The organism is Thioreductor micantisoli (genome assembly GCF_055392745.1).
The window spans coordinates 562726-586354 of sequence record NZ_AP043760.1; the positions used below are offsets into that span (position 1 = coordinate 562726).

Genomic DNA, 23629 nt, shown 5'->3' on the forward strand with positions numbered 1-23629 from the left:
CTTTTATTTCAAGGCTTTTTCTACTTTATTTATATATTTATTTTGGTCAGTTGTAATATCGTGCTTACTAATTTTTGCATAAATAATAGGCCAAAATAGTAAGACAACAATAATAATTCCAAAAATAGGTGCATAGATATTTGTTCCACCTTTTGATTTTAAACACTCTTTGTCAATAGGTTTCCCACAATTTTCAATATCTCTCAGCATTTTATTTGCAAACATAAAATAGAAATAAAATCCAACAGCTAAATTTGGTAAAATTACTCCAAGTCCTAAAAGTAAAAAACTATGAGCAATAAAAGCAGCTTGAATTATAAGTAAACTAACAATTATTATAGCAAAACTCTCTATATAGGCTTTTTTATAAAGTAGATAAAACCAACTAAATATAAAACCTTTTAGATTGAATACAGGTTTAAGTGGTGCTTTTTCATGTTCTGCAAAAAATTTTATCCATTTTATATCTTTTTCACTGAATTCTGGATTATGTAATTCAATCAACTCTTCCATATAATTTCCTTTTGATTTGATTTATGTCTTCATTTGTTAAAATATTATTTTCAACTAAAGGGATAATTCTAACTAAAAATTCATCAGCTTTATCATTTCTTAGTCTAGAAATTAGAGAATTTTTTTTAAATTCATACTCTTCTTGTGATATTACTCCATTTTTATAAAGTTTATTTAAGTCTATCATATTTCTTGAAAACTTTTCAGCTGTAGTATTCCAAACATATTCTACAAAAAGTAATAATAATAATGTGAATAATGGAGAGAATAAAATAGCTAATATACTCCATAACCAAATCCTACGATTAAATTTTTTATTTGCGAATAAGCCAATTCCTAAACATAATAGAATAAAAAGTATCCATATTGTCATAATATTTCCTTTTTTGGTAGAATTATAATAAAAAAAGGCTCGGTATGCTAATAACTAATATAAAAAACTCAAAAGATGTTAAAATTGAAAATGGACTTATTACTCAAATTGGAGATAATATAAGTGATAATGAAGTATATGATGCCAAAAATTCAGAAATATTTCCATTATGTGTAGATTTAAATGTTAAAAATTCAGAATCAATCTCAAAACTTAATAAAAAAGCTTTAAAAGGTGGAGTAGGGACAATTCTTATGATTCCCAAAAATAAACCAATCTATAATAAACTTCATTTAGCATATAATCTCACAAAAGAAAAAGATATTGATTTATTAGTAGCTATTGAAGCTATTTATGAAGGGAAATTAAGTGATATTCATATTTTAGTAGATAAAGGTGCAAGGGCTTTATTTATAAATAGTGATGAAAATATGAATTTAATAAAAAGAGTATTTCAATATGCAGAAATGTTGAAAGTTCCAATTTTTGTAAATGCAAACAATAGAGAACTTTTAGGAAATGGACAAATGAATGCAAGTGATAAGGCATATTCTTTGGGACTTGATGGAATTGAAAATTATGTGGAGAGTGTTGAGGTTGCTAAAATTTTGGAATTTGCTAAAAATTTTGATGTTAAAGTAGTTTTTCAATCAATTACTACAAAAGAGAGTTTAGAGTTGCTAAAAAATAGAAATAAAAATATTTTTGTAGATGTTTGTATTGATAATTTACTTTATACAGATAAAAATATAAATGATTTTAATACTTTTTACAAAACTTTTCCTCCAATTAGAAGTAATGAAGATAGAAATGCTCTTTTAGAAGCAGTAAGACATGAAGAAATTGATTTTATTTCATCAAATCATATAGCAGTAAAAGATGCAACAAAAGATGTACCTTTTGAAGTTGCAAAATTTGGAATAAGTAAATTGGATAAATTTGCAGAACTTTTATATTCATTAGATGTAAAAACTGAAACTTTAATTAAACTTGTTAGTATTAATCCTGCCAAATTTTTTGAATTAAATGAAGGAAGTATTGAAGTAGGAAAAAAAGCTAAATTTATGTTAGGAAATAGAAATATTATTGATCATGATCAAGGAAATAATATAAAGTATGAATTTAAAATGAATAAATTGTTTATTTTCAAAAAAACTATTAAAATTTAAGTAAAAATATTGTATAATTGTAACTAGCCTCGATAAGGAGGGTAAAGATGATTAATAAAATAGTGTTGTTTTATGTGGATGGGTTTAAAAATCTATCAAGCCTTGGTAAAAAGCTTTGGCTAATCATCATTATCAAATTGGTGGTTATTTTTGTAGTAATAAAGGTTTTTTTCTTTCCGACAGTAGATAATGTCGTAAAAAATAAAAATCAAAAAGAAGCTTTATTTATAAAGCAACTAACTACAATACCATCAACACAAAACTCAAAAAAGGAGAAATAGTATGCATGGAATAGATTTAACGATGCTTGAATGGGCGAGAGCTCAATTCGCAATGACGGCTATTTTTCACTTCTTTTTCGTTCCATTTACATTAGGTATGTCTTTCATGGTAGCATTCTTTGAGACTATTTATGTAAAAACTGGAAAACAAGAATGGAAAAATATTACTCAATTTTGGCAAGTATTATTTGGTATTAACTTTGCTATTGGGTTATCAACAGGGATTATTCATGAATTTGAATTTGGGACTAACTGGTCAACATATTCATGGGTAGTAGGTGATTTATTTGGTGCTCCTCTTGCAGTAGAAGGGATTGTTGCGTTCTTTATGGAAGCGACATTTGCAGCAATCGCATTTTTCGGATGGAAAAGAGTTACTAAAGGTGTGCATTTAATGTCATCTTGGTTATTAGCAATAGGTTCAAACCTTTCAGCTTTGTGGATTCTTATCGCAAACGGATTTATGCAACATCCAAGTAGTGCTTTCTATACATTTAATATAGATAATGCAAGACTTGAAATGACTAATTTTATGAATTTGATTTTGCAACCAGTTGCACAAATTAAATTTTTACATACAGTAACAGCTTCATATACAATGGCTGGTGTATTTGTATTAGGTGTTTCTTCTTTATATTTACTTAGAGGAAAACATGTTGAATTTGCTAAAAAATCAGCAACAGTTGCAGCAGCATTTGGGCTTATAGCTTCGATTGCAGTAGCAGTTATTGGTGATGATCATGCTTATGAAGTAGTAAATACTCAACCAACTAAAATTGCTTCTATGGAAGGTTTATATGTAGGTGAAAAAGGAGCTCCAATTGTAGCAATTGGTATTCCTAAACATCATACACTTGATGAAATCAAAAATATGACAAATAATGATGATTCATTTATTATGCCTATAGCTGTTCCACATTTATTATCTGTTCTTGGTAAACATAGTTTTGATGGGTATATTCCAGGTATTAAAGATCTAGTATATGGAAACAAAGAATATGGAATTTGGTCTTTTGAACATTTAAGAAGCGAAGGTGAAATAGCTCTTAAAGATATGGCTAATTATCATGTAGCTAAAGCAGCTATGGAAAAAGCTCAAAAAGCTGGAGATACAGCAGCTGTGAAAGTGGCTAAAGCAAAAATGGCAGCAGATAATGCAGATTTTCACGCAATTGTAGCTAATGTTGATGGAGTAAAAGTAGAGAGAGCTGAACTTATGGGATATGGATATTTCTCAGCAGATGATGCTAAATATTTATTCCCACCAGTTGCACCAGTATTTTTCTCATTCCATATTATGGTTGCTTTAGGATTCTGGTTTATTTTACTATTTATTTTAGCTTATGCTTCAATTTTAAAAGGAACATTTGTTAATAATAGATTTGTTCAAAAAGCAGCACTTTATTCAATTCCATTACCATGGATTGCAATTTCATTTGGATGGATGAGTGCAGAAATTGGAAGACAACCATGGACTGTATTTGGAATTTTACCAACAGCAGAGTCAGTAACTCCAATTAGTTTAGTAAATGTACAAGCAACATTCTTTATGTTTATGGCAGCATTTGTTATTCTTGGAATTGCAGAACTTAAAATGTTATTTGCGGTCGTTAAAAGCGGTCCGAAAGGAGCTCAGTAATGGAAAAATGGGCAGGATATACACAAAATTCAGAAATGTTTTATTGGCAAGAGTATTGGTGGCTAATAATTGCAGTACTAGGTGGTCTTTTTGTTTTTATGACTTTTGTTCAAGGTGGTCAATCACTTTTTCATACAGCAAAAACTGATATAGAAGAAAGAGCGATGATTAACTCTCTTGGTAGAAAATGGGAATTAACATTTACAACATTAGTTTTGTTTGGTGGTGCATTGTTTGCAGCGTTTCCATTATTTTATTCAGTATCATTTGGTGGTGCTTATTGGGTATGGATGATAATATTATTTGGTTTTGTTTTACAAGCAGTATCTTATGAATATATCAACAATCCAAATAACTTAATTGGAAAAGGTGCTTATAAAGCATTCTTATACTTTAATGGTATTGTTACTATTGTTTTAATTGGTGTGGCAGTTGGAACTTTCTTTACAGGAAGTAATTTTAGTTTTGATCCAGCTACTAAAATTTTAGCATGGGGTACAGCTACTAATGGTATTAATCTAAGAGGTTTGGAAGCAGCACTTGATTTTGGTCATGGTGCATGGTTTAATATAGCATTTGGTATATTATTGTTTGCTATTGCTAGACTTCTTGGAGCGTTATGGTTGGTTAATGATATTGATAATAGTGAATTCCCTGAATTAATTGCAAGAATTAGAGCAACTGCTAAAAAATGCTTTGTAGTATTTTTGGTTGCTTTAGTTGTAGTTCTTTATGGACTTGTAATGATGAAAGGTTATTCATACGATATTCATACAGGTGTTGTAACTATGGTTGCTCATAAATATCTTGCTAACTTAATGGCTTATGACTATATTCCATTAATTGTATTCTTAATTGGTGCAGTTCTGTTTTTACTTGGTATTTTTCAATCAATCTTTGGAAGAAGTACAGGTGGAATTAAAATGTCTGGTTTAGGTGCAGTTTTAATTGGTATAATAGTATTTGCAATTGCAGGATTTAATGGAACACCATATTATCCAAGTTATGCAGATTTACAAAGTAGTTTAACTATTCAAAACACTTCTGGAAGTTTAATTGCAATGGAAGTTATGGGTGGTGTGAGTGTAGCAGTTCCAATTGTTTTAGCTTATGTAGCTTATGTTTGGTACCAAATGAAAAAAGATGGTCCTATTACAAAAGAAGAGTTAGCAGATACAGAATCTCATACATATTAAGGAGAGAAAATGAAAAAAATTATAGCATTTTTAATGGTATTCTTCGGAAGCTTTCTTTTCGCTTCTGAAAAATTATTACCAAATGGGATTAGTCCAGAAACTCAACATATTAATACTGCATGGGGAACAATTTTGTTTTTCATATGGCCGATATTAATGATTGTAATGTATAAATTTGTAGAATTTACATTAAGAAAAACTGGAATTGAACCTGATGTTTAATTCTTTTTCCCTTTGGGGAAATTGTAAAATATAAGAAAAAGACTTAAGAATTAATTTTTATTTTTTATAATTTCTCTTATTTCTTCAAATTTTTGAGTTATTTTTTTATTTTTGGCTTTGTTTTCAAAATTTCCATTAAGTTTTTGTATATAAAATTTGATATCAGTTGATATTTTGGAAGGTGTTTTTTCTTTTTTATAGGTTGTATAAGCTTTAATATTTGTAATTTTTATGCTTAAACATCTTTTTTTTAATTGAATTGCTTTTAATATCATCTTAATATCAGCTAATTTTTGATACAATTCGAAATTAATAGCAGGATGTTTAGTTGCAAAGTGCAGAGTTTCACCTTTTAAATACATATATGAAATATTATTTTTTATATGTATTGGTAAACAAGATGTAATTAGTATAAGACATCTTTGCGTTTTTATTTTATCATAAGGAAGTGGTGTATGTTTAAGAATATCTTTTATATTTTTCATTTTGTAATTATAGCATTATTTTTTATAGGTTGTGGATATAAAGCTGATCCGAAATGGACATCTCAAAATGTAAATAAAACAGAACAAAATATAACGAATTTAAAATGTCAATGAAAAAATATGATGTAATAATAATTGGTAGTGGTCTTTCAGCTATTTGGACTGCTATTAATTTAGATAAAAAATTAAAAGTTTTAGTATTAACTAAAAGTAAAGTATGGGGTTGTAACTCTTTTTATGCGCAAGGTGGAGTTACAGTTGCTAAAAATGAACAAGATGTCCAATCTCATATAAAAGATACAATGATAGCAGGAAGTTATCATAATGATAAAAAAATGGTTGAGCTTCTTTCTAAAAAATCATTGACTGTAATAGATGATATAGAAAGTTTGGGTTTTAGATTTGATAGAGATGAAAATGGTAATATTCTTTTTACAAGAGAGGGGGCTCATTCTAAAAATAGAATAGTTCATGCAGGAGGAGATGCCACTGGAAGAGAAATCCATAAGTTTGTATTTAGTAAGGATAAATCATTTTTTATAGATGAATCTGTTGTTTTTGATTTATTAATTGAAGATGATAAATGTTTTGGTGTAAGTGTATCACAAAACAATAAAAAAATGAATATTTATGCCAATTCAGTAGTTATAGCAAGTGGTGGAGTAGGTGGTTTATATAAATTTGATACAAATGCAAATACAATTAGTGGAGATATGCAAGGGCTTTGTACTTTAAAAGATATAAGACTCAAAGATATGGAAATGACACAGTTTCATCCAACTGTTTACGTTCAAATGAAAACTGCTCAAAAATTATTACTTAGTGAGTCTTTAAGAGGTGAAGGTGCAAAAGTAGTTGACCAAAACTTTAAAAGATTTCTCTTTGATTATAATGAAAGAGGTGATCTTGCAAGTCGAGATATTGTAAGTCGTGCTATCTATGATTATAAACAAAAAGGAAATAAAGTATTTTTGGATTTTAGTGATTGGAATGAAGAATTTTTTGCTAAAAGATTTCCTACTATTTACTATAAATTAAAAGATTTAGGTTATAAAATTCCTGGGGAGTTAGTTCCAATAGGTCCAGCATTTCACTATATGATGGGTGGAATTGAAGTTGATAGCAGTTCAAAAATAAAAAATTTTAAAAATTTATATGCAGTTGGAGAAGCTTCTTGTACAGGTGTGCAAGGTGCAAATAGACTTGCGAGTAATTCACTTCTTGAATGTTTTGTATTTGGTAAAATTTGTGCAGAAGATATTAATAAAAACATAACTAACATTAATAAAAAATTTATTATAAATGATGAAATTTTGGAAAAAGAAAATGATAAGCTCTATAAAAATCAACTTCGTGAAATTATGTGGCAAAATGTTGGTATAATTAGAAATGAAAGAAATCTATTAAAAGCTTTAGATTTTGTAGAAAAAACTATTCCAAAGGTTGGTAGAATTACAAAATTTAGATTTTTAACAGCTAAAGAAATTATAACAGCAGCCTTAAATAGAAAAGAATCTCTTGGGGCTCATTACAGAAAGGATTAAAATGGAGCATATAGTTGAATCAGTAAATATGACACAAACAACTTTTGGTTGGATTGTTTTTGGTATATTTGTTTTAGGATATTTTTTTATAGCAACAGAAGAAAAATACAATATAAATAAATCAAAACCAGCACTTTTTATTGGAACATTTATGTTTGTATTAATTGGTGCTTATTATGCAGTAAATGGATATGATGTAAGTCCACTTCATAATGAACTTGAACATTTGATTTTAGAAATTGCAGAAATATTTTTCTTCTTATTCGTAGCAATGACATATATTGAAACTATGATAGAAAGAAATGTATTTGATGTTTTAAAACATAAATTGGTTTCAAATGGTTATAGTTATAAGAAGCTTTTTTGGCTTACTGGATTACTTGCATTTTTTATCTCACCAGTAGCAGATAATCTTACAACAGCACTTATTTTATCAACAGTTTTATATACAATTGATAAACATAAAACAGAGTTTTTGGTAGCAGGTGCTATAAATATAGTGGTAGCAGCTAATGCTGGAGGGGCTTGGAGTCCATTTGGAGATATTACAACTTTAATGGCTTGGACAGCAGGAAAAGGAGAAGTAGTTGACTTTTTGGCACTTTTCCCAGCTTCTTTTATAGGATGGCTTGTTACGGCATTTTTACTTAGTTTGTATGTTCCAAAAGGAATGCCTCATTTTGATTCTTTAACTGAATCAATTCCGAGAATTAAAGATGGAGGAATGGTAGTAGTTTATTTAGGTATATTTACAATTGCTATTTCTGTTGTTATGCATATTTTTATGCATTTTCCCGCAATGTGGGGAATGATGTTTGGTTTGGCAATACTAAGTATGTATACTTATTTTCAAAAAAGAAGACGCCCTTCACAAGAATTAATTAATGTTTATGTAAATATGGCAAAAGTAGAAAATGATACGCTACTATTTTTCTTTGGAATTTTGAGTGCAGTTGGTGCTTTACATTTTATGGGATTTTTAGAATATGTTCATAATCTTTATGGGGCAATTGGAGATATCACTAGTAATGTAACTGTTGGATTTATAAGTGCAATTATAGATAATGTTCCTGTAATGAGTGCTATTTTAAAAGCAAGTCCAAATATGGGGCCAGACCAATGGATGCTTGTAACTATGACAGCTGGTATTGGTGGAAGTTTAATTAGTTTTGGTAGTGCAGCAGGTGTTGGTGTAATGGGAAAAATGAAAGGTATTTATACTTTTAGCTCACATATGAAACTTGCTTGGACGATTTTAGTAGGATATGCTGTGAGTATTGCTGTGTGGTATGTTCAATTTGAAATATTAAAAATTTATTAAATTAGTTAGAAAGGAAAAATATGCAAACAGCTGATATTATAGTATTAGATTTTGGTAGTCAATACACACAATTAATTGCAAGAAGACTTAGAGAAGAAAAAATTTATTGTGAAATTGTACCTTATTTTGAAGATATAGAAAAAATAAAAGTAAAAAATCCAAAAGGTATTATTTTAAGTGGAGGACCTGCTAGTGTTTATGCTAAAGATGCATATAGAATTGACAAAGCTATTTATGATTTAGGACTTCCTATTTTAGGAATTTGTTATGGAATGCAACTCATTACAGTTGATTTTGGTGGAGAGGTAGCAAGAGCTGATCACCACGAATATGGAAAAGCTGAACTTCTTTTTGATGAAGTAAATGGTGCAAAACTTTTTAAAGATATACCTGAAAAAAATATTGTTTGGATGAGCCATTCTGATAGAGTAGAAAAACTTCCTGATGGGTTTGTGAGAATTGCATATACCAAAAATGCTCCATATGCAGCTATTGCAAATGAAGAAAAAAATGTATATGCACTTCAATTTCATCCAGAGGTTGCTCATTCTGAATATGGTCATATTATGCTTAAAAATTTTGCAAGAGAAATTTGTAAAATAACTTCAAAATGGGATATGTCACATTTTTTAAAATCTCAAATAGAAAAAATAAGAAAACAAGTTGGAGATGAAAAAGTTATTTGTGGACTTAGTGGTGGAGTAGATAGTAGTGTAACAACGGCACTTTTATATGAAGCAATAGGTGACCAAGTAGTTCCAATTTTTGTGGATAATGGATTACTCAGAGAAAATGAAAGAGAAGAAGTCGAATTTGCTTTTAAAAATGTATTAAAAGTTCCATTAATTACTATTGATGCAAGAGATTTGTTTTTGGGAAGATTAAAAGGTGTAACTGATCCTGAAAGAAAAAGAAAAATTATTGGTGAAACTTTTATTGAGGTATTTAGCCAAGAAGCAAAAAAATATCAAGATGCTAAATTTTTGGCACAAGGAACTTTATATCCAGATGTAATTGAATCAGTTTCAGTAAAAGGTCCATCTAAGACTATTAAGTCTCACCATAATGTTGGTGGACTTCCAGATTGGATGGAGTTTGAATTAATTGAGCCGTTAAGAGAACTTTTCAAAGATGAAGTTAGAAAACTTGGTCTTGAATTAAGCCTTCCTCAAGATTTAGTGTATAGGCATCCTTTCCCAGGTCCAGGTCTTGCTATTAGAGTAATGGGCGCGGTTAATGAAACAGATTTAAATATACTTAGAAAAGCTGATACTATTTTGATAGAAGAGCTTAAAGCTAATAATCTTTATAATGAAGTATGGCAAGCTTTTGTAGTTTTAATGAATGTTAAAAGTGTTGGTGTAATGGGGGATAATAGAACTTATGATAATGCAATAGCCGTAAGATGTGTAAGTGCAACGGATGGAATGACTGCTACATTTAGTCATTTACCTTATGAGTTTCTAGAAAGAGTTTCTAGTAGAATTATAAACGAAGTAGAAGGAATAAATAGAGTTGTTTATGATATATCTTCTAAACCACCTGCAACAATAGAATGGGAATGATTTATCTACTTAACAATCAAAAATATGATGGGATAGAAAATCTCCCTGTCATAAAACTTAACTATTTAACTCCTAAAATCAATTTTTATAATATAGATTATTTACTATTTACTTCCAAAAATGGTGTAATTGGGCTTGATAAAATAAGTAATGAATGGAAAAATATTCCTGCTATTACTATTGGAGAGCCAACTGCAAAAATGGTAAAAAAACTTGGAGGAAAAGTAAAATACATAGCAAAAAGTAGCTATGGAGATGAATTAGCTAAAGAAATTCTTGATAATTTTGAGCCTTCAAATATATTGTTTTCAAAAGCTAAAATAGTTTTATCTAATATTGTTGAAGTTTTAGAAAAAAATAAGTTTAATATTATTTCAAAAGTTACTTATGAAACTAATTGTAATAAAATAGATAAAAGTTTAGAAAAAAATTCTATTTTTATTTTTACTTCTCCTTCAACTATTAAATGTTTTTTTAAACAATTTAAGTGGAATTCAAGTTTTAAAGCTATAGCAATTGGTAATAGAACAGCTTCTTATTTTCCTGAAAAAATAGTAGTTAGTGATATTCAAACTATTGATAATTGTATTAAAATAGCTAAAAATATGATATAATTTTAATAGTTGTCCTTCTGAGTGGTGCGCTACCCGTACATTTGGGTTCTCTACACTAATAATCGTTGGGAGATGGTAGTGTAGGTGGTGTGTAGTGGCATTTATTTGTTGCTCCTAAAACTTACCTCCTATCCCACACTTAAACCTTTGGTAGAACCAAAGTCAATATGTGAACGCCCACTTGGAAGGATTTTTAATTTAAAGTTAAAGTTAATTTTAAGTTAAAAATAGATAATTAAATTAAAAGGTTAATTTATGAAAAAAGTTTTAATTATAGGAAGTGGAGGAAGAGAATATTCTATTGGATATGCCTTGAAAGATGAAGCTGAAATTTTTTATGCACCAGGAAATGGCGCAACAAATGAGTTTGCTACAAATTTAGATATAAAAGATTATTATGAACTTAGAAAGTTTGCTATTAAAAATAATATAGATTTAACAATAGTTGGGCCAGAAGCTCCATTAGTAGATGGTGTTGTGGATATATTTAAAGAAAAAAATCTTACTATTTTTGGTGCAAGTAAAAAGGCTGCTAGACTGGAAGGAAGTAAAGTTTATATGAAAAACTTTCTTAAAAAATATAATATTCCAACTGCAAAATATATTGAAACTGATTCAAAAGAAGATGCTTATAAATTTATAGAGGAAATGAAACTACCAATAGTTGTAAAAGCTGATGGACTTTGTGCTGGAAAAGGTGTAATTATTGCGACTTCGAAAGAAGAAGCTAAAAAAACAGTTGATGAAATGCTTAGTGGAGAAGCATTTGGTGAAGCTGGTAAAAAAGTAATTGTTGAAGAATTTTTAGATGGTTATGAACTTAGTATGTTTGCAATTTGTGATGGTAAAAAGTTTGTTTTACTTCCAGCAGCGCAAGATCATAAAAGAGTAGGAGATGATGATACTGGACCAAATACTGGTGGAATGGGTGCTTATGCTCCAACACCACTTGTAAATGATGAGCTTTATGAAAAAGTAAAAACAAGAATAATTAGACCTACTTTAAATGGAATGCAACAAGAAAATGCTCCTTATGAAGGTGTTTTATTTATTGGAATTATGGTTGTGGATAATGAGCCGATAGTTTTAGAATATAATGTTAGATTTGGTGATCCTGAATGTGAAGAATTGATGCCATTAATTGATAGTAGTGTTTATGATATGTTTTATTATGGAGCAAAAGGTGAACTTGATAAAATTGATGTAAAAATTAAAGATGTGGTAGCAGTAGGAGTTGTTTGTGCTTCAAAAAATTATCCATATTCAAGTAGTGAGCCAGCCCTTATTACTATTGATGAAGAAAAATTATCTAAATTAAATGGGCATATATTTTATGCTGGAGTTTCTAAAAAAGATGATAAACTTATGGCAACAGGTGGAAGAGTTTTAGTTTGTATTGGAATGGGTGAAGATGTAAAAGAAGCAAGAGATGAAGCATATAAAATAGTTAAATGTGTTCATTTTGATGGTATGAAATATAGAAAAGACATAGCATATCAGGCTATTTAATGGATTTAGAAAAAAAATTAAAAAGAGAAGGATTTACTCCTTCAAGCTTTGCAAAAAGGGTTTATGCTTATTCTATTGATGAACTTTTAGTATCTCTTATAATATTTATTGCATTTTATAATCAATTTATAAGTGTAGCAGATAATATGATGGCTCTTTTAGAAGTTATAAATTCTATGCTTATCTATTTTATTGTTTTAAAAACTGCATATCATACTATTTTTATTCATCTTTATGGAAAAACTATAGGTAAAATGGTAGCAAGAATAAGAGCAGTTGATATTTATCTTTTAGATAATCCTTCTTGGGGGCAATCTTTTATTAGAGCAATTCTTAGAAACTTTGATGAAATGTTTTTTTATTTGGGAATGTTGTATGCTCTTACAAATCCTTTTACTCAAACTGTTCATGATAAATTTTCAAAAGTAGTAGTAATTGATGATTAAAATAATATTAATATTTTTTGTAATAGTATATAGCTTTGCCGAAAATATAAAAGTGTTTGGAGTTAAAACTGTTTCTAAAAATAATATAGTGACAATAACAAATGGAGTTTTTATAAAAAATGATATTACATTAAGTGCTAATAAAATTATTTATAATAAAGTAAAAAACAGTATAAAAGCCCATGGTAATGTATATGTTAATTATAAAAAAAGTAATGTAATCACTGGACAAACTGCTTATATTAATCTAAATACAAAAAATATAAAAGTAACTCCATTTTTTATGTTTAATTTCGATAATTTGACATGGATAAGTGGTAAAACAATGACTCAAAAAAGTGAAATTTATAATATAAATAATATGATTACTTCTACTTGTAATCCAAGCGCGCCAGATTGGAAAATAGTTTCAAGTAGCTCTAAATATAATAAAAAAACTAAATGGATAGATTTATATAATCCTACTTTATATGTAAAAGGTATTCCTATTTTATATCTACCTTATTTAGGTTTTTCTATTGATAAAACAAGAAAAAGTGGATTTTTAAGACCTATATTTGGGATTTCAGGTGATGAAGGTATTTTATTTACTCAGCCATATTATCAAATTTTTGGAGATAGGGCAGATTTAGAAATTGACCCAACGATTAGAACAAAAAGAGGGGAAGGAATTTATAGTACATTTAGATTTATTCATTCTCCTACATCTTATGGTGAATTTAAAATAGGTGAATTTAGTGATAAAGAAAAATACCAACAAAAATATAATTTACAAAATAAAAATCATAATGGTTGGAGTTTTTTATATACTAATAGTGATTTAATTTATAACGATAAACTTTATATGGATATAAAAAATGCTACTGATACAGATTATTTTTATTTAGATCCTGCTAATAAATCTGATACAAGTTATTTAACAGATAAGATAATAACTTCTAATATTAATTATTATTCTATTTATAAAAATAATTATTTTGGATTATATGGAAAATATTTTAAAGATACAACAAAAGATGATAATAGTAATACTATGCAACTTCTTCCACAATTACAATATCATAAATTTAGTACAAATCCATTTGATAAATTTTTGTATAGTATTGATTTTAATTTATATAATTATACAAGAAAAACTGGTTATAAAGCTGTTAAAAAAACAGTGTTTGTTCCTTTTAGTTATCAAGTTAATATGTTTGATAACTATTTTAAATTTAATATCAAAGAAAATTTTAATTATACGCAAGTTAATGAAAAAGGTGATAATACTGATTTTGTGGCAAAATATTATACAAATGATACTAATTTAAAATTTTATTCTTTATTATCTAAGAACTATAATAGTTTTTCTCATAGTATAATTCCTTCAATTTCTTATTCTTTCAATAATAAATATTATAAAAATGATAATAATAGTGATTATTTGGGGAATTATAAAGTGAAAAAAAATATCAAATTATCACTTGAGCAATATCTTTTAAGTGAAAATTTAACTATTTATCATTCTCTTTCTCAGGTTTATTATCTTGATAAAAATGAAACAACTAAATTATCTGATTTATTTAATACTTTGAATGTAAATTATTATGATTTTTATTTTGATAATAAAAATATATATTCTTTTGATATAGCTCAAATAAAATATGATGCTTTCACATTAGGTTATGATAATGGAATATCTAAATTAGAAGGAAAATACATTTATAATTATAAACAAAGTGAGTCTTATGATATTAATGGATATTATAAATTTGATAAAATACATAAATTATTCGCAGATTTTAATTATGATTTAAAACTTAAAATGCAAAAATATTGGCTGTTAGGTATTAGTATGAGTAAGCAGTGTTGGAATTATAGTGTAAGTTTTAAAAGAGAGATTATTCCAACATTAACTACTGATGGAGTTTCTGGTATAATTAGAAAAACAATTTATTTTGAAGTAGAATTTATTCCATTAGGTGGTATTTCTCAACAATATCAATTAAAAACTCAAAAGGCTGACGAATGAGAACAGAAACTAAAATAGGGCTATTTGTATTTTTAGGATTATTATCTCTATTTATTTTAAGTATGCAAGTTAATAGTTTTTCAAATTTTGGTAAAAAAGGTTATGATATATATGCATATATAAATAATGCTACAGGACTTGAAAAAAATGCAAAAATTAAATTAAGAGGTGTTGATATTGGATTCTTAGAAGATAAACAACTTTATAATAAAGAGGTGAAATTAAAACTTTTTATAAATAAAGGTATTAAAATTCCAAAAGATTCTATTATTTCATTATCTCAAGATTCAATGCTTGGTGGAAAATATATAGAAATAATTTCTTCAAATTCAAATGTATTTTTAAAAGTTGGAGATAGTATAAATAAATATAAAAAAATAGCATCTTTTGATGAAGCAGTTGATTCAATTAATGCAGCTGCCGAAGAATTTAAAATCTTAATGCATAAATTAAATAATGGTGTAGATGGAAATTCTATTAATAACCTTCAACAAACATTATCTAATTTAAAAAGTGGAACTGAGTATTTTAAAGATATTTTGGCTGAAAATAGAAATAATTTAAAAGATACAATCAGTGGTGCTAAAACAATGATGGCTACAATTAATGAAAAACTTCCTAAAATTATGAAACAAGTTGATGATTTGAGTGCTGAATTTAAAACAACTGGTAAAACTATCAATAATAAATTACCTAAGATTATGGCTCAATTAGATGATTTAACATCAGAATTTAAAGAAACTGGAATAACTATAAATAAAAAATTGCCAGATCTTATGGATAGATTTGGACGTTTAGAAGATAATGCAACAGATATTTTAGTAGAAAATAAAGATTCTTTACATAATGCTATAGCATCTGCTGATACATTTTTCTCAAGTGGAGGGGGTGCTTTTGATAAATTAGATGACTATTTTACATCTTTAACTAAAAGTGAGCTTGATGTAGATATTGCAACTTATCAAATGACAAAAGATAGTTATGCCCAAACGAGAGCTTTAGTAGCATACAGACCAAAGCCTGATAAATATTATATTTTAGGTGTAACATCTACAAAAGATTATACAAATAAAGATTATATTAATATAAATAAGCATATAAAATCGAAAACTTTTATAACGGCTGAACTTGGAAAAAGGTATGATAATGTTCTTTTAAGAGGTGGGGTTATTGATTCAACTGGTGGTGTTGGGATAGATTATTTTATGAATAATGATAGAATGAAATTGAGTGCAGAAGTTTATGATTTTAATGCTGTTAATGATATTAGAGGAAATAATGCACATGCAAGAGTGGAAGCAAGATATCAAATGTTTAATCATATAAATTTATATGCTGGATATGATAATTTTTTAAATAGCCAAGCAGCAAATTTATTCTTAGGATTAGGAATTGCATTTAGTGATAATGATTTGAAAACTATTATCTCAAGTGGGGGAAGCAGTTTACTTAAATGATAAAAGAGATTAAAGAATCACTTGAATTTATGGATATTCCACCACTCAGTAGTATTAAAGATATTAAAAGGCAATATAAAAAATTAGCTAAAAAATATCATCCTGATGTTTTGGGAGATGCTAAAATGATGGAAAAATTAAATTATAGTTATAAAATTTTGATAAAATATTGTGAAAATTATAAATTTACATTTGACGAATATGAAATTAAAAAGCAGTATCCTAAGCTGTTTTATAAAAATAAATTTAGGTTTTAGGAATAAATATGATAAAATTTGAAAATAAAGAAAAGGCATTACAAAAACTTTATAGTATTCTTGATATAGAAAAAATTGATGATAAAACAATAATTTTAGCTATAAGTGAAAATGGTGTTTATTATGCCAAAGAGATTGCTAAGAAGCTTGGATTTATTGAAGCAGATTTTCTTTTTTCTGAACCTATAGTTTCACCTATCAATAAAGAGTGTATATTAGGGTGCGTAAGTGAAACAAAAGATGTTGTTTTGATTGATGAATTAATTGATAATTTTGAAATATCACAAGATTTTATATATTCAGAAGCTGGAAGGCTTCATAATGAAAAAATAATTCCTTATATTTATGAATATAGATATGGTGATTCTCTAGCTGATTTAAATGATATGAAAGTAATACTTATAGATGAAGGAGCAAATACGGGTCTTACACTTGAAGTATGTATAAAAAGTTGTATAAATGCAGGAGCTAAAGAAGTTGATGTGGCTATGCCACTAATACCTTTTAGTTTGGCAAAAGAAGTTAAAAAACTTAGTGACTATTGCTATTTCGTTTATGAAATAGAAAATTATGTAGAAACTGATTTTTATTTTGAAGATAGAAAGGACAAATATGAGTTATAAAAAAATAGATTTATTAGTAAATGGTAAAGAACAAGTTGTAGAATTAAATAAAGTTGCAAAACAAGCAAATAGTGCAGTTTTATTTAGAGAAGGTGATACAGTAATATTATCAACACTCGTTTATAATAAAGATGAATTAATTGAAGAAGATTTTACTCCACTTGTAGTTCAATATATAGAAAAAGCTTATGCTATGGGAAAAATCCCAGCAGGATTTGTAAAAAGAGAAGCAAAACCAGGTGATTTTGAAACACTTACATCAAGACTTATAGATAGAAGTATTAGACCACTTTTTCCTAAAGGATATGCTTATAATACAGTTGTTGATACAATTGTTTTTAGTGCAAATGAAGAATCAGATTTACAAACTGCTGCTATGAACGCAACAAGTTTATGTCTTTATTTAAGTGATTTACCAATTGACAAAGTTGTATATGGTGTTAGACTTACAAAAATTGATGATAAGATAGTAGTTAATCCAACTTTAAGTGAGTTAAAGAGTGGGGCTTTTGATATGTATGTAAGTGGAACACAAGATGAATTACTTATGATAGAATTTAAAGCGCAAGGGCAAGAAGAGATTCAAATTCTTGAGGTTCCAGAAATTGATATTACTGAACCTATGATGGCAGAAGAGCCTGTAACTATTTATCACACAAATGAACTTAGTGAAGATGATTTTATTGAGTGTTTGTTAAAAGCACAAGAAGCTATTAAATCAGCAACTACTGTTTATAAAGAAGCTTTTGAACCACTTAAAAAAGAACCTATTGAATTGAAACTTAGAGATTTAAAAGAAGATAAAGAACTTGAAAATTATATAAGAGATCACTATTTTGAAGAAATTCAAGAAGCAATTTCACATTTAGCAAAAAGTGAAAGAGCAAGTATTTTACATGATATTGCTAAAAAAATTACAAATGAATTAGATAAAGATTATGACTTCGTTTATAATGCTGTAAATAGTATAAAAAAAGATCTTGTAAGAAGTTCTATTCTTGATAAAGGTATTAGAGCAGATGGAAGAGGATTAACTGATATTAGAAATATTACAATTGATACAAATATATTACCATCAGCTCATGGAAGTTGTCTATTTACAAGAGGACAAACACAAGCTTTAGCAGTAGCTACTTTGGGAGGAGAAATGGATGCACAAATGTATTCAAATCTTACAGATAAAGCAGATAAACTAGATAAATTTATACTTCATTATAATTTCCCTCCATTTAGTGTAGGTGAAGCTGATAGAGTAGGACCACCATCAAGAAGAGAATTAGGTCATGGAAATTTAGCAAAAAGAGCTATTGAATGTTTAATCGACCCTGAATTTGAAGATACAGTTAGAGTTGTAAGTGAAGTTTTGGAAAGTAATGGAAGTAGTTCAATGGCAACTGTTTGTGGTGGAAGTTTAGCACTTACTGCAGCAAAAGTTCCACTTCGAAAATTAGCAGCAGGAGTTGCTATGGGGCTTGTTACAGAAGATGAAAGATATGCAATATTAACTGATATTATGGGACTTGAAGACCACGATGGAGATATGGATTTCAAAGTAACTGGAACATATGATGGAATTACAGCACTTCAAATGGATATTAAACTTGGGGGAGTAAAAATTAATGTTTTAAAAGAAGCATTAGAACAAGCAAAAGAAGGAAGATGTTATATATTAGAACTTATGGAAAAAGCTAAAGAAGAGATAGTGTATAATGATAAAGTATTGCCTCATACTATTAATTTTAAAGTATTACCAGATAAAATAGTGGATATTATTGGTCAAGGTGGAAAAGTTATTAAAGATATTATTTCTAAATTTGGAGTAAATATTGACCTTGATAGAAAAACAGGTAATGTAAAAGTTACTGGAGGAAATAAAGAAGTAGTAGAAAATGCTAAAACTCATATTATTTCAATTGTAAATGTTCCTGGAAGAGAAATTCCAAAAGTAGAAGTTGGAAGTGTTGTAAAAGGAAAAGTAAAAAGAGTAGCTAATTTCGGTGCTTTTGTAGAAATTTCTGATGGAGTTGAAGGATTGCTTCATATCTCAAAACTTAGTGATAAAAGAGTGAATAGAGTTGAAGATATTGTAAATGTAGGAGATGAGGTAGAAGTGAAAATTTTAGATCAAAAAGGTTTCAAAATTGGACTTGGACTTGTGAAGGTTATTAAATGAGATTTGAGAAATATCCTTTTCAAAAGCTAAATGAATTATTATGTGATATTACACCAAAAAAAGATAAACAATTTATTTTAACAATTGGTGAGCCTCAATTTGATACGCCTGAATTTATTCAAAAAGCCTTTTGTGAAAATTCTCAACTTTTAAATAAATATCCTGCTACTGCAGGTATTGCTGAGTTAAGAGAATCAATGAGAGGATTTGTAAAAAGAAGATTTAATGTTAAATTAAATGAAAACGAACTTTTACCAGTAAATGGAACAAGAGAAGTTTTATTTAATTTCCCAGCATTTTTAGAAGCAAAAAGTATAGCTTTTCCAAACCCTTTTTATCAAATTTATGAAGGTGCAGCAATAGCAATTGGTGCAAAAATGAATAAAATGTCTCTTACAAAAGAGAATAAATTTTTAAATCATCCTTCAGAGTTAATTGGTGATGAAGAGTTAGTAATTTTAAATTCTCCAAATAATCCGTGTGCTAGTGTAATGGATATAGATTTGATGTGTGAATGGGTTGAATCTGCACTTAAAAATGATTTTGTGATTTTGAGTGATGAGTGTTATAGTGAATTATATTTTGATGAAAAACCAGTTTCAATTTTGGAAGCATCTAAAAAAGTTGGAAATGATAAATTTAAAAATATTTTAGCAATAAATTCTATTTCCAAAAGAAGTTCAGCACCAAGTCTTAGAAGTGGATTTATAGCAGGGGATAGTGAAATTTTAAAAGAGTATCTTTCTTATCGAACTTATGTCGGTTGTGCTTCTCCACTTCCTTTACAAAAAGCAGCAGCGGTTGCGTGGAGCGAAGATAATCATACTGAAGAGTTTAGAAAAGAGTATAGAAAAAATTTTAAATTAGCAAAAGATATTTTAGGTATTGAAATTCCAAAAGCTACTTTTTATGTTTGGCTTGAAGTAGATGATGATATTGAATTTACCAAAAAATTATGGGAAGAAGAGGGCGTAAAAGTAATGCCTGGAAGTTTTATGAGTAGAGAAAATATAGGAAAAGGATTTGTAAGAATTGCTCTTGTTTATGATGAAAAATCAACTAAAGAAGCACTTTTTAGAATAAAAAATTTTAAAGGATGAAAATGTTTTTAGAAAAAGAGTATAAAGAATTTGATAAATTGATGAATACTGGTGGCGATGAAGATAGAATAAATGAACTATTTGGTGAGATTTTAGAAAAAGCTATTGCAGTTTTGAATGAAAGAAGTGAAAATAAAGAATTTTTAGAATATCCAGAAGATATGTATGTAATTAGAGCTTTATTTGAATATTTCCTTGAAGTTTGGAGTGAAAGTGAATGGAAAGAAGCTAAAGATTTAGGATATGATTTAGTTTATATGGCAAATGATGAAAATTTAAAAGAAGCATTTAGTATGTTTGTTTTAGGTGTACTTGAAAAAATGCCAGTTGAAAAGTTTTTAGATACTTATGTTATGCCTGAAAATGAAAATGATGAATATGAAATGTTTTTTATGAATTTTAAAGATGAAATTGATGAACTTGTAATTAAGCATAGAGATACTTTTGCAAAAGAATTTAGTGAGTAAAAATTGAAAATTCATTTTGTTGGTATTGGAGGAATAGGTTTAAGCGGAATTGCTAGGCTACTTAAAAGTTATGGGCATGAAATTAGTGGAAGTGATATTACCCAAACAACTTTGACTAAACAACTTATAGAAGAAGGAATAGATGTAACTATTCCTCATTCAAGTAGTGTAATTAAGAATCAAGATTTAGTTATTTATACTGCAGTTGTAAAAAATGATAATCCAGAACTTGTTGAAGCTAGAAAAAAGGGAATTAAAACAATTTCCAGAAGAGAAGCTTTACAAATGGTAGTAAATGATAAAAAAGTTTATGCTGTTTGTGGAGCACACGGAAAAAGTACAACAAGTGCAATTTTAGCATCAATTTTAAGAAATTCTAATGCACTAATTGGTGCTGAAAGTAAAGATTTTAATTCAAATGTTAGAATTAATAAAAATAGTAATATTTTAGTTTTTGAAGCGGATGAAAGTGATGGAAGTTTTGTAGATTCAAATCCATATTGTGCTATTGTAACAAATGCAGAACCTGAACATATGGAATTTTATCATTATGATTATGAACTTTTTTATAATCATTATCAAAGATTTTTAGATGAATCCAAAATTAGAGTAGTATGCAAGGATGATGAATTTTTATCTAAACAAAATGCCGAGAGTGTTTCAATAAACGATATTAGTGAGATTGAGTATAAATTAATTAATAATCTTCCATTTATGAGTTTTAAATTTATGAATGAAACTTTTGAAGTTTACGGATTTGGAGAACACATAGCTCTTGATGCCAGTTTAGCTATAAAATCTGCTATAAATGAGCTTTCAATAAAAAAAATTAAAAAGAGTTTAAAAAATTATAAAGGTATAAAAAAAAGATTTGATATTTTACAAAATTATGATAATTTTGTAATAATTGATGATTATGCTCATCACCCAACAGAAATAAAAGCTACATTAAATTCTGCTAAAAAATTTGCTAAGTTAAAAAATATAGATAAAATAACTGCTATTTGGCAACCTCATAAATATTCAAGAACTATTGATAATTTAGATGCTTTTTGTGAATGTTTCAAAGGAATAAATGAATTAATTATTTTACCTGTATGGAGTGCAGGAGAGGATAAAAGGGATATTGATTTTGAAAATTTATTTAAAAAATATAATCCTATTTTTGCTGATACTATCAAAACTACTACTAAAAAATTAGAAATTATAAAAAATAACAAAGTAATAAAAATTATAGATAATGGGCTTGTTATAGGATTTGGAGCTGGAGATATTACTTATCAGTTAAGAAAATAATTTATATTTTTTTAAACATCTCTTATATAACTTAATAAAATTGATTGACATCCACTCAATTTTTTTATATAATATATATAAAATTAATAATAATAATAAAATAATTAGTTATATAAAGGATTGAAAAATGGCAAAAAGTTTATATGAAACATTAGAAGTATCTGAAAATGCAACGCAAGCTGAAATAAAAAAAGCATATAGAAGGTTAGCAAGAAAATATCATCCAGATATTTGTAAAAAACCAGAATGTGAAGATAAATTTAAAGAAATCAATGCAGCATATGAAGTATTAAGTGATGAACAAAAAAGAAAACAATATGACCAATTTGGTGATTCTATGTTTGGTGATCAAAATTTTCACGATTTTTATCAACAACAAGGTGGTGCTAATGTTGATTTAGATGAAATATTAAAAAATATTTTTGGTGGAGGCTCAAGAGGAAGTTCAAGACAAAGCGGTGGATTTGGAGGATTTGACTTTGGTGGTTTTTCAGGTGGGTATCAACAACCAGATTTAGATATGCATGCAAGAATGACTATACCATTTAATGTTGCAGTAATGGGGGGTACTCATTCTATTAATATAAATGGGAAAACTGTTAATTTAAAAATTCCAGCAGGAATAACTACTGGTAAAAAATTAAGAGTTAGAGGTAAAGGTAAATCACATAATGGACAAAAGGGTGATTTGATTATTGAAGTTGAAGTAGCTAATAGTCCTGAATATGAAAGAGATGGAAATAATTTGATTAAAAAAGTGGATGTGCCACTAAAAATAATGATGTTTGGTGGTAAAATTCCAGTTCAAACTTTACAAAAAGAGATTACTGTAAAAATTCCTAAAAATTCTAAAAATGGACAAAAACTTAGAGTAAAAGGGTATGGTGTAGCAAATAAAGGTGATTTATATTTGAAATTAAATGTAGTATTACCAAAAGTTGAAGAATTAGATGAAGAAATTGCCAAAATAATGGAAGAAAAACTTCCAGATACAATATAAGGAGGTTAAAATGCATGGATATAATGAGCCGGTATATTTAATAAGTGTTGTAGCAGAACTTATGAATATTCATCCACAAACATTACGACAATATGAGCGAGAAGGATTATTAAAACCAAGTAGAACACAAGGTAGAATGAGATTATATTCTCAAAGAGATATAGATAAATTAAAGGTTATTTTGGCATTAGCAAGAGATATGGGAGTTAATTTAGCTGGAATAGATATTATTTTACAATTAAAAGAGCAAATTCACGAACTTCAAAAAGAAATAGAAAAGTTTAAAGCAAATGAAGGGATGGTTCCTAAACATAGAAGTGTAATTGTGAAAAAGAATAATTATCAAATAGTATTAGTTGAAGATTAAA

24 protein-coding genes are annotated in these 23629 nt (G+C 27.7%); 21 read left to right on the top strand and 3 right to left on the bottom strand.

Features of this window, described 5'->3' with window-relative positions:
- Positions 1-3 precede the first annotated feature (3 nt).
- Entirely contained in the window at positions 4-513 is a 510-nt protein-coding gene (locus ACZ5OA_RS03030) for a DUF2628 domain-containing protein (RefSeq protein WP_464908053.1), read from the bottom strand.
- Positions 497-886, bottom strand: coding sequence for a hypothetical protein (locus tag ACZ5OA_RS03035; protein WP_464908054.1), 390 nt, complete (start codon positions 884-886; stop codon positions 497-499). Before ACZ5OA_RS03035 ends, ACZ5OA_RS03030 begins: the two co-directional genes overlap by 17 nt.
- A gap of 44 nt (positions 887-930) precedes the next feature.
- Between ACZ5OA_RS03035 and ACZ5OA_RS03040 the strand changes: the two genes are divergently transcribed.
- From ACZ5OA_RS03040 to ACZ5OA_RS03060, 5 genes are read left to right on the top strand one after another with little or no spacing between them, the layout of a single operon-like run.
- The gene (locus tag ACZ5OA_RS03040) at positions 931-2055 is read left to right on the top strand and encodes an amidohydrolase family protein (protein ID WP_464908055.1); all 1125 of its coding nucleotides are present in this window, start codon (positions 931-933) and stop codon (positions 2053-2055) included.
- 47 nt (positions 2056-2102) lie between these two features.
- Positions 2103-2336 carry a DUF4492 domain-containing protein gene (locus ACZ5OA_RS03045; protein ID WP_464908056.1) on the top strand — a complete coding sequence of 78 codons (234 nt, stop codon included), beginning with the start codon at positions 2103-2105 and terminating at the stop codon, positions 2334-2336.
- Between the two features lies 1 nt (position 2337).
- Complete coding sequence (locus ACZ5OA_RS03050) at positions 2338-3975, top strand: cytochrome ubiquinol oxidase subunit I (protein ID WP_464908057.1); 1638 nt, start codon at positions 2338-2340, stop codon at positions 3973-3975.
- On the top strand, positions 3975-5171 hold the full coding sequence (locus ACZ5OA_RS03055) for a cytochrome d ubiquinol oxidase subunit II (RefSeq protein ID WP_464908058.1): 1197 nt from the start codon (positions 3975-3977) through the stop codon (positions 5169-5171). The genes ACZ5OA_RS03050 and ACZ5OA_RS03055 overlap by 1 nt, the downstream gene beginning before the upstream one ends.
- Before the next feature lie 9 nt (positions 5172-5180).
- Positions 5181-5393 (top strand): hypothetical protein, encoded by a 213-nt coding sequence (locus ACZ5OA_RS03060; RefSeq protein WP_464908059.1) that lies wholly within the window; start codon positions 5181-5183, stop codon positions 5391-5393.
- Positions 5394-5443: 50 nt separating this feature from the next.
- Here the strand turns inward: ACZ5OA_RS03060 and ACZ5OA_RS03065 are convergent, their stop codons facing one another.
- Positions 5444-5878 carry a hypothetical protein gene (locus ACZ5OA_RS03065; protein ID WP_464908060.1) on the bottom strand — a complete coding sequence of 145 codons (435 nt, stop codon included), beginning with the start codon at positions 5876-5878 and terminating at the stop codon, positions 5444-5446.
- 104 nt (positions 5879-5982) lie between these two features.
- On the opposite strand from ACZ5OA_RS03065, the gene nadB reads away from it, so the two are divergent.
- The 16 genes from nadB (at position 5983) to ACZ5OA_RS03145 (ending at position 23628) form a co-directional block, all read left to right on the top strand.
- Entirely contained in the window at positions 5983-7422 is a 1440-nt protein-coding gene (nadB, locus tag ACZ5OA_RS03070) for an L-aspartate oxidase (protein WP_464908061.1), read from the top strand.
- Between the two features lies 1 nt (position 7423).
- Entirely contained in the window at positions 7424-8743 is a 1320-nt protein-coding gene (gene nhaD, locus ACZ5OA_RS03075; protein ID WP_464908062.1) for a sodium:proton antiporter NhaD, read from the top strand.
- Between the two features lie 20 nt (positions 8744-8763).
- Positions 8764-10308 (top strand): glutamine-hydrolyzing GMP synthase, encoded by a 1545-nt coding sequence (guaA, locus tag ACZ5OA_RS03080; RefSeq protein WP_464908063.1) that lies wholly within the window; start codon positions 8764-8766, stop codon positions 10306-10308.
- A complete protein-coding gene (locus ACZ5OA_RS03085) occupies positions 10305-10922 on the top strand; it encodes a uroporphyrinogen-III synthase (protein ID WP_464908064.1) in 618 nt (205 codons plus the stop codon). Before guaA ends, ACZ5OA_RS03085 begins: the two co-directional genes overlap by 4 nt.
- A gap of 255 nt (positions 10923-11177) precedes the next feature.
- The gene (purD, locus tag ACZ5OA_RS03090) at positions 11178-12431 is read left to right on the top strand and encodes a phosphoribosylamine--glycine ligase (protein ID WP_464908065.1); all 1254 of its coding nucleotides are present in this window, start codon (positions 11178-11180) and stop codon (positions 12429-12431) included.
- Entirely contained in the window at positions 12431-12877 is a 447-nt protein-coding gene (locus ACZ5OA_RS03095) for an RDD family protein (protein WP_464908066.1), read from the top strand. The genes purD and ACZ5OA_RS03095 overlap by 1 nt, the downstream gene beginning before the upstream one ends.
- Positions 12870-14888, top strand: a complete 2019-nt coding sequence (locus ACZ5OA_RS03100; protein ID WP_464908067.1) for an LPS-assembly protein LptD — start codon at positions 12870-12872, stop codon at positions 14886-14888. The genes ACZ5OA_RS03095 and ACZ5OA_RS03100 overlap by 8 nt, the downstream gene beginning before the upstream one ends.
- Positions 14885-16345, top strand: a complete 1461-nt coding sequence (locus ACZ5OA_RS03105; protein ID WP_464908068.1) for an MlaD family protein — start codon at positions 14885-14887, stop codon at positions 16343-16345. Before ACZ5OA_RS03100 ends, ACZ5OA_RS03105 begins: the two co-directional genes overlap by 4 nt.
- Complete coding sequence (locus tag ACZ5OA_RS03110; protein WP_464908069.1) at positions 16342-16602, top strand: J domain-containing protein; 261 nt, start codon at positions 16342-16344, stop codon at positions 16600-16602. Before ACZ5OA_RS03105 ends, ACZ5OA_RS03110 begins: the two co-directional genes overlap by 4 nt.
- Before the next feature lie 8 nt (positions 16603-16610).
- A complete protein-coding gene (locus tag ACZ5OA_RS03115; RefSeq protein ID WP_464908070.1) occupies positions 16611-17225 on the top strand; it encodes a phosphoribosyltransferase family protein in 615 nt (204 codons plus the stop codon).
- On the top strand, positions 17215-19398 hold the full coding sequence (locus ACZ5OA_RS03120) for a polyribonucleotide nucleotidyltransferase (protein ID WP_464908071.1): 2184 nt from the start codon (positions 17215-17217) through the stop codon (positions 19396-19398). The genes ACZ5OA_RS03115 and ACZ5OA_RS03120 overlap by 11 nt, the downstream gene beginning before the upstream one ends.
- A complete protein-coding gene (locus tag ACZ5OA_RS03125; RefSeq protein ID WP_464908072.1) occupies positions 19395-20498 on the top strand; it encodes a succinyldiaminopimelate transaminase in 1104 nt (367 codons plus the stop codon). Before ACZ5OA_RS03120 ends, ACZ5OA_RS03125 begins: the two co-directional genes overlap by 4 nt.
- Positions 20499-20500: 2 nt before the next feature.
- Positions 20501-20965 (top strand): hypothetical protein, encoded by a 465-nt coding sequence (locus tag ACZ5OA_RS03130; protein ID WP_464908073.1) that lies wholly within the window; start codon positions 20501-20503, stop codon positions 20963-20965.
- Positions 20966-20968: 3 nt separating this feature from the next.
- The gene (gene murC / locus ACZ5OA_RS03135) at positions 20969-22261 is read left to right on the top strand and encodes a UDP-N-acetylmuramate--L-alanine ligase (RefSeq protein WP_464908074.1); all 1293 of its coding nucleotides are present in this window, start codon (positions 20969-20971) and stop codon (positions 22259-22261) included.
- A gap of 127 nt (positions 22262-22388) precedes the next feature.
- Positions 22389-23261 carry a DnaJ C-terminal domain-containing protein gene (locus tag ACZ5OA_RS03140; protein WP_464908075.1) on the top strand — a complete coding sequence of 291 codons (873 nt, stop codon included), beginning with the start codon at positions 22389-22391 and terminating at the stop codon, positions 23259-23261.
- Positions 23262-23271: 10 nt separating this feature from the next.
- A complete protein-coding gene (locus ACZ5OA_RS03145) occupies positions 23272-23628 on the top strand; it encodes a heat shock protein transcriptional repressor HspR (protein WP_464908076.1) in 357 nt (118 codons plus the stop codon).
- The last annotated feature ends 1 nt before the right edge of the window (position 23629 follow it).

Coding starts and splice junctions, on each gene's coding strand:
- ACZ5OA_RS03105 (WP_464908068.1), top strand. CDS start 14,885: ATGAGAACAGAAACTAAAATAGGGCTATTTGTATTTTTAGGATTATTA.
- ACZ5OA_RS03035 (WP_464908054.1), bottom strand. CDS start 886: ATGACAATATGGATACTTTTTATTCTATTATGTTTAGGAATTGGCTTA.
- ACZ5OA_RS03120 (WP_464908071.1), top strand. CDS start 17,215: ATGAGTTATAAAAAAATAGATTTATTAGTAAATGGTAAAGAACAAGTT.
- purD (WP_464908065.1), top strand. CDS start 11,178: ATGAAAAAAGTTTTAATTATAGGAAGTGGAGGAAGAGAATATTCTATT.
- ACZ5OA_RS03060 (WP_464908059.1), top strand. CDS start 5,181: ATGAAAAAAATTATAGCATTTTTAATGGTATTCTTCGGAAGCTTTCTT.
- guaA (WP_464908063.1), top strand. CDS start 8,764: ATGCAAACAGCTGATATTATAGTATTAGATTTTGGTAGTCAATACACA.
- ACZ5OA_RS03100 (WP_464908067.1), top strand. CDS start 12,870: ATGATTAAAATAATATTAATATTTTTTGTAATAGTATATAGCTTTGCC.
- ACZ5OA_RS03125 (WP_464908072.1), top strand. CDS start 19,395: ATGAGATTTGAGAAATATCCTTTTCAAAAGCTAAATGAATTATTATGT.
- ACZ5OA_RS03030 (WP_464908053.1), bottom strand. CDS start 513: ATGGAAGAGTTGATTGAATTACATAATCCAGAATTCAGTGAAAAAGAT.
- ACZ5OA_RS03045 (WP_464908056.1), top strand. CDS start 2,103: ATGATTAATAAAATAGTGTTGTTTTATGTGGATGGGTTTAAAAATCTA.
- ACZ5OA_RS03085 (WP_464908064.1), top strand. CDS start 10,305: ATGATTTATCTACTTAACAATCAAAAATATGATGGGATAGAAAATCTC.
- ACZ5OA_RS03065 (WP_464908060.1), bottom strand. CDS start 5,878: ATGAAAAATATAAAAGATATTCTTAAACATACACCACTTCCTTATGAT.
- nadB (WP_464908061.1), top strand. CDS start 5,983: ATGTCAATGAAAAAATATGATGTAATAATAATTGGTAGTGGTCTTTCA.
- ACZ5OA_RS03110 (WP_464908069.1), top strand. CDS start 16,342: ATGATAAAAGAGATTAAAGAATCACTTGAATTTATGGATATTCCACCA.
- ACZ5OA_RS03130 (WP_464908073.1), top strand. CDS start 20,501: ATGTTTTTAGAAAAAGAGTATAAAGAATTTGATAAATTGATGAATACT.
- ACZ5OA_RS03140 (WP_464908075.1), top strand. CDS start 22,389: ATGGCAAAAAGTTTATATGAAACATTAGAAGTATCTGAAAATGCAACG.
- ACZ5OA_RS03050 (WP_464908057.1), top strand. CDS start 2,338: ATGCATGGAATAGATTTAACGATGCTTGAATGGGCGAGAGCTCAATTC.
- nhaD (WP_464908062.1), top strand. CDS start 7,424: ATGGAGCATATAGTTGAATCAGTAAATATGACACAAACAACTTTTGGT.
- ACZ5OA_RS03055 (WP_464908058.1), top strand. CDS start 3,975: ATGGAAAAATGGGCAGGATATACACAAAATTCAGAAATGTTTTATTGG.
- ACZ5OA_RS03115 (WP_464908070.1), top strand. CDS start 16,611: ATGATAAAATTTGAAAATAAAGAAAAGGCATTACAAAAACTTTATAGT.
- ACZ5OA_RS03040 (WP_464908055.1), top strand. CDS start 931: ATGCTAATAACTAATATAAAAAACTCAAAAGATGTTAAAATTGAAAAT.
- ACZ5OA_RS03145 (WP_464908076.1), top strand. CDS start 23,272: ATGCATGGATATAATGAGCCGGTATATTTAATAAGTGTTGTAGCAGAA.
- ACZ5OA_RS03095 (WP_464908066.1), top strand. CDS start 12,431: ATGGATTTAGAAAAAAAATTAAAAAGAGAAGGATTTACTCCTTCAAGC.